The organism is Bifidobacterium sp. M0404 (assembly GCF_016101415.1).
Taxonomy (GTDB): Bacteria; Actinomycetota; Actinomycetes; order Actinomycetales; family Bifidobacteriaceae; genus Bombiscardovia; species Bombiscardovia polysaccharolytica.
Map to the genome: position 1 here is coordinate 1 of NZ_JACFQP010000011.1, position 4,582 is coordinate 4,582.

A 4,582-nucleotide genomic window follows, 5' to 3' on the forward strand; every position below is an offset into this window, starting at 1 on the left:
CCGACCTATTAACAACCACCCAACACGCTTACAGCCACAAGGCCAAACCCCCAACATAAACAACGCGTTTAGTTCCTATAGCCCAGAATCTCTGAAGTGGGTGTCACTGCTCCAGGAAATCGGTGCAGACGCAGTCGTTAATATCATTCAGAATGGAAGCCACGGGGGAGGATCAGGTAAGTATAGACGCTGGGAAAAGTTTGCTATGCAAACGGCTTGGTGTCTTGACATCATTGGATGCAGCAATTGAAGGTCCATCTCTACTCAAAGGAAAGTTGCCATCTTAAAAGGCGACGTATGGGTACTTAGCTATCAAAGGCAATGAGCAAGTTATTAATATTCAAGAAGCGAGTTAAAACAGAAGTTGACACTGAACCGGGTTCTGATAATATTCCTACAAAGCATAGTCCGCAACGATGGGAGACGCAATGATTGGGGAAGCTGTATACATGCGGGCGACGCACCCAGGATCTCCTTTCTTTGTCGATAGCCGTAGTCTCATGGCACATGCCGAAGAGTCATGGGATCCTGAACCTGACTGTCCGATAGGATGGGCTTCAAATAAATCCGTAGTATGGACATATATGCAGCCGACTGCTTGCATAATGAGGACCCACGGATGGAAAATTCATGTGACGGCTTCCCTTGACAATGCACAATCAGTTTTAGAAAAAGTTTCTAAAATCTGTATTTCAGAGCATGTTATGTTCAAATATCTCAGGGATAAACAACAGTACCGATCCTCCAATACCAAATATGCAGGACGCAGCTCTAGTGGAAAATTCATAACCATATATCCCTTTTCTGATGAGCATCTTGAAAGATTAACCCTCAAACTAGAGGAAGCAATAGGCGGTGAACCAGGACCTTATATCCTCAGTGATTTAAGGTACAATAACGGACCTATCTTTTTCAGATATGGGGCGTTTGTTTCAATAGAAATGTCCGATTCAGTACTCGTTGTCGTGGGGCTTTATAATCGCATGAGGTCTGGCGATACTCTGATCTCAGTACCATGAAGGTTAATATTATGCGTGATGGTGTGGTAGTAGCTGAACAGCTAAGTAAGAATTTCGTCTCGGGTGACGGGACTCCCACTGTGGTGTTCAATGATCTTTCTTTTGTTGCTGCTGGTGGTGCCATGACCGCAATTACAGGGCCCTCTGGATGTGGTAAGAGCACCTTGCTATATTGCCTTTCTGGTCTTGAACAGCCATCTCAAGGAAATGTGTGGGTGCTGGGTGAGGAACTAACTAAGAAGAACCAGCGTAACTTGGCTTTGTTTCGCAGATCGCATATCGGGTTTGTGTTTCAGTCCTACAATCTTGTCCCGTCCATGACCGTTCGTGACAATATCCTGCTCCCCTTGACTCTCAGCCATCGCAAGGTCGATCAAGGAAGCATCGATGCCCTCATGGATAAGTTCCACTTGAGCGGGCACGACAATGACGCAGCTAGTTCGCTCTCAGGTGGTGAGCAGCAGCGGGTATCCTTGATTCGCACCTTGGTCGCGGATCCCGATGTTGTGTTCGCCGATGAGCCGACAGGTGCTCTTGACCAGAAGTCCGGACAGTTGGTTTTCTCGCAGTTGCGGGACTTCTCCCATCGACCCGGTAAATGCGTGGTCGTGGTCACACACGATCTCCGCCTGGCCCGGCAATGCGACGTCGTATACACCATGAGTGATGGCGGATTTGTCGCATCAGGGAATGTGGAAGAGCAAGCGTAGTTATTGCCCTGATTCTGTATGGCGATGCGGCGTGAAAGGTGTAAGTCATGAAGTGGGCGTTGAATGATCTGAAAGCCAATAGAGGAATCTGGGCCGGTGTGTTTCTTGTGCTTGTGGTCACGCAGACGATTCTGTGCGCCATGAGTGTATGCAAGGGAATCAATGATCTCAAACATGATTCCCCGGGGGAAGTGGGTGTGGTATCTCACCATCTCAGCACTAACGTGGACTCGGTCTACCAGATAGCAATGGTCCTGGGTTGCCTGGTCATTATGGTGACGATTCAGGCTTCCATAAGGCAGCGGCGGAAGGGACTTGCATTGTTGTCCCTGCTTGGTGCCACACCTAGGCAGGTGCTGACCCTCACCATGGTGCAGGTGTTCGTGCTGACTCTGATCTCCTCCATCGTTGGTATGGCGCTGGCGCCAATTCTTGCCCCACGGATTCTAAAGTTCCAGTTGGAGGCCGTGCTGTTACCGCCGCTTATCACTTTTACTTGGCAGGGTTTCTTAGACTTTGCTTTGAGGGGGCTTGCAGTCGGTTTCATTGTGGCTTTGTTGGGTGCTCTCTTTACTCTGCGTGCTTTGAGGAAAGTGCTTCCGGTTGAGCTGCTGAGAGGTTCAGGAACTGAGGAAGTCCACGTCACGAGAGCTGGGCGCGGTCTGAGGAGATTCCTTATTATCGGTGGTTTCATCGCCCTGCTGGCACCGGCTGTCGCTGCCGTCATCCTGGTGTTGAACGACCCCAAAACTCTGAGTAAGACCCAATTGGGCATCATCATGCAACCCATGTCATTAGGCCCGATCATCGCGATACTGCTGTTTCTGGTCGCTCTGGCCTATTCTGGAGGACCCATCATCCAATGGGCCACCAAAACATGGACGAATCTGGTTCCTGTGCAATCCGATGTCTGGAAGATCGCACGGGCACAAGCCATTGTGAGAAGTCGCGGGAAGGCATTCGGCTCCACCATCATCTCACTGACTGCTTGCCTGTTCCTGCTCGGTGGATTGTTAATCACAGGTCAAACCAGTACTGCTGCCATAAGTGGCTTTCCCCAGTTGAAAGACATGGGATCAGCCACACCGATAGAGCTTATGTCCAGCCTGTGGTCGGCCTTGCTCATTGCTGTAATCGGTGCGGTCGCCAGTTTCGCCATCTCTGCCAAGGAACGCAACCTTGATCTGGCCCTTATCTCCATCGCGGGCGCTGTGCCCGGACAGCTACTTGCCATATCGGCCTTGGATGGTTTCATCCTCGTGACCACCGGTATCCTTATCTCTGCGGGGGCCACCTTGCTCGTCGGAGTTTTCACCGCTGTGACATTCCTCCCTCTTTCCAAGAATCTCTTTGTAGTGGTCTTCCCCTGGAAGTTCTTCATTATCCTTGCTGTGCCCATTATCGCCGCGGGAACACTTTCCACATTTTTCTCTGCACGTTCTAGTTTGAAGCGATCGGCAATTGAAACCGTCCAAACAGCCATAGGCGAATAGCGGAAATCATGTCAACTATGCAAACTCAGCAACGTCAAAAAACCACAATTTTTAATGTATTCAGACTATTGAAACCGCACACAGCTATCACTGTTGTTGTGATGTCTGTGGGTATAGTGTCTTCAGGTCTGGCGTTACTACAACCTCTGTGTGTCAATTATCTTCTACACGCCATAGAACAGAGTCAGAAGTTGGTGAGACCAATTGCAGTCTTGGCGCTTTTGTTTGTAGCAGGCATCGTCCTGGATGGTTTGGGATCCAATATGGCAAACCGCCTTGCGGCGAAAATAGTTTTCGATAAACGTAGCAATCTCATTACCTGTATCCTCGGCCTGCCGGTACAAGAGTATGATAAGAGGGAGTCGGGTGACTATGTCTCAACTGTCATCTCAGATACTAATGAGTTACGCTCAGCCCTGTCATCAGACTTCTTTAAAGTGGCCGCGAATCTGTTAACAGCTTGCGGATCAGCTGTCGCTATGCTGTTCATTGATACCAGACTCTTTGCCGTGGCACTTATAACTTCGTGCACATCCATTCTGTTGATGATTGCTGCTTCTTCTCGTCTGCAGGCCTAACCGAACTGGTACAAGCTAAGACAGCAAGACTGTCTAATGCCATACTGCGATCATTAGCTGGAATTCGCACAATTAAGGCCTTTATGGCAACAGTGCCTGAAACGAAAAGAGTAGTCGGTACCGCAGAAGAAGTGTATCGGGCAACAGTAAAAGTGGCCAACAAGGAAACAATCATTCGGTCCATTGTGAACTGCGCCATACAGCTGACCTTACTAATCGTTTTTTCCTTTGGCGGCGCGGAAATAGCGAAAGGGGATCTTGATATTTCTAATTTCATCTCCTTTTCAATGTATTTGACTATGGTTGTTTCTTCGCTAAGCTCCTTTTCCTCATCTATAACCACGGCTTTCAAAGCTTTAGGACCACTCAGGAGAATAGAAGACATTGAATCTTTGCGCGATAAAAGCGAAACCGTAAGTTCGAGCAATATGCTTTCCCCAGATGGGCATTCCTCGTTTGATACAGCCAACATTACGCTGGAGTTCAAAGATGTATGCTTTTCTTACAATACAGCGGACAAAGATGATGAACGAAATACCACTCTGCAGAACATTAGTTTTAGCGCAGTCCCACACCAAAGAACCGTCATCGTGGGCTCGTCGGGTTCAGGTAAAACTACGCTGCTTTCCCTATTGGAGGCTTTTTATAGGCCGGATTCGGGGCATATCCTATACAACAATGTTGACTCAACTGATTTAAATGGGCCTATAGGAACTAAACGCGTTGTTTTAGGTTCTGTGTGTGGGTTTGGTTGTGTGTTGGTCAGAGTGTGGTGTTGGGGT

The 4,582-nt window shown here is 48.5% G+C and carries 4 protein-coding genes and 1 pseudogene; all 5 read left to right on the plus strand.

Annotated elements, in window-relative coordinates; translation table 11 throughout:
• Positions 1 to 500 precede the first annotated feature (500 nt).
• Positions 501 to 1,019 carry a class III lanthionine synthetase LanKC N-terminal domain-containing protein gene (locus tag H3T93_RS09000; protein ID WP_141650093.1) on the plus strand — a complete coding sequence of 173 codons (519 nt, stop codon included), beginning with the start codon at positions 501 to 503 and terminating at the stop codon, positions 1,017 to 1,019.
• 11 nt (positions 1,020 to 1,030) lie between these two features.
• Positions 1,031 to 1,729, plus strand: a complete 699-nt coding sequence (locus H3T93_RS09005; RefSeq protein ID WP_045924347.1) for an ABC transporter ATP-binding protein — start codon at positions 1,031 to 1,033, stop codon at positions 1,727 to 1,729.
• A gap of 47 nt (positions 1,730 to 1,776) precedes the next feature.
• A complete protein-coding gene (locus H3T93_RS09010; RefSeq protein ID WP_045924218.1) occupies positions 1,777 to 3,222 on the plus strand; it encodes an FtsX-like permease family protein in 1,446 nt (481 codons plus the stop codon).
• Positions 3,223 to 3,323: 101 nt separating this feature from the next.
• A pseudogene (locus H3T93_RS09015) lies at positions 3,324 to 4,054 on the plus strand (ABC transporter transmembrane domain-containing protein); the annotation flags it as partial.
• 174 nt (positions 4,055 to 4,228) lie between these two features.
• Positions 4,229 to 4,582 (plus strand): ATP-binding cassette domain-containing protein (locus tag H3T93_RS09220; protein WP_232348802.1); only part of this gene is annotated, 354 nt, incomplete at its 3' end.

Coding starts and splice junctions, on each gene's coding strand:
- H3T93_RS09010 (WP_045924218.1), top strand. CDS start 1,777: ATGAAGTGGGCGTTGAATGATCTGAAAGCCAATAGAGGAATCTGGGCC.
- H3T93_RS09000 (WP_141650093.1), top strand. CDS start 501: ATGGCACATGCCGAAGAGTCATGGGATCCTGAACCTGACTGTCCGATA.
- H3T93_RS09005 (WP_045924347.1), top strand. CDS start 1,031: ATGCGTGATGGTGTGGTAGTAGCTGAACAGCTAAGTAAGAATTTCGTC.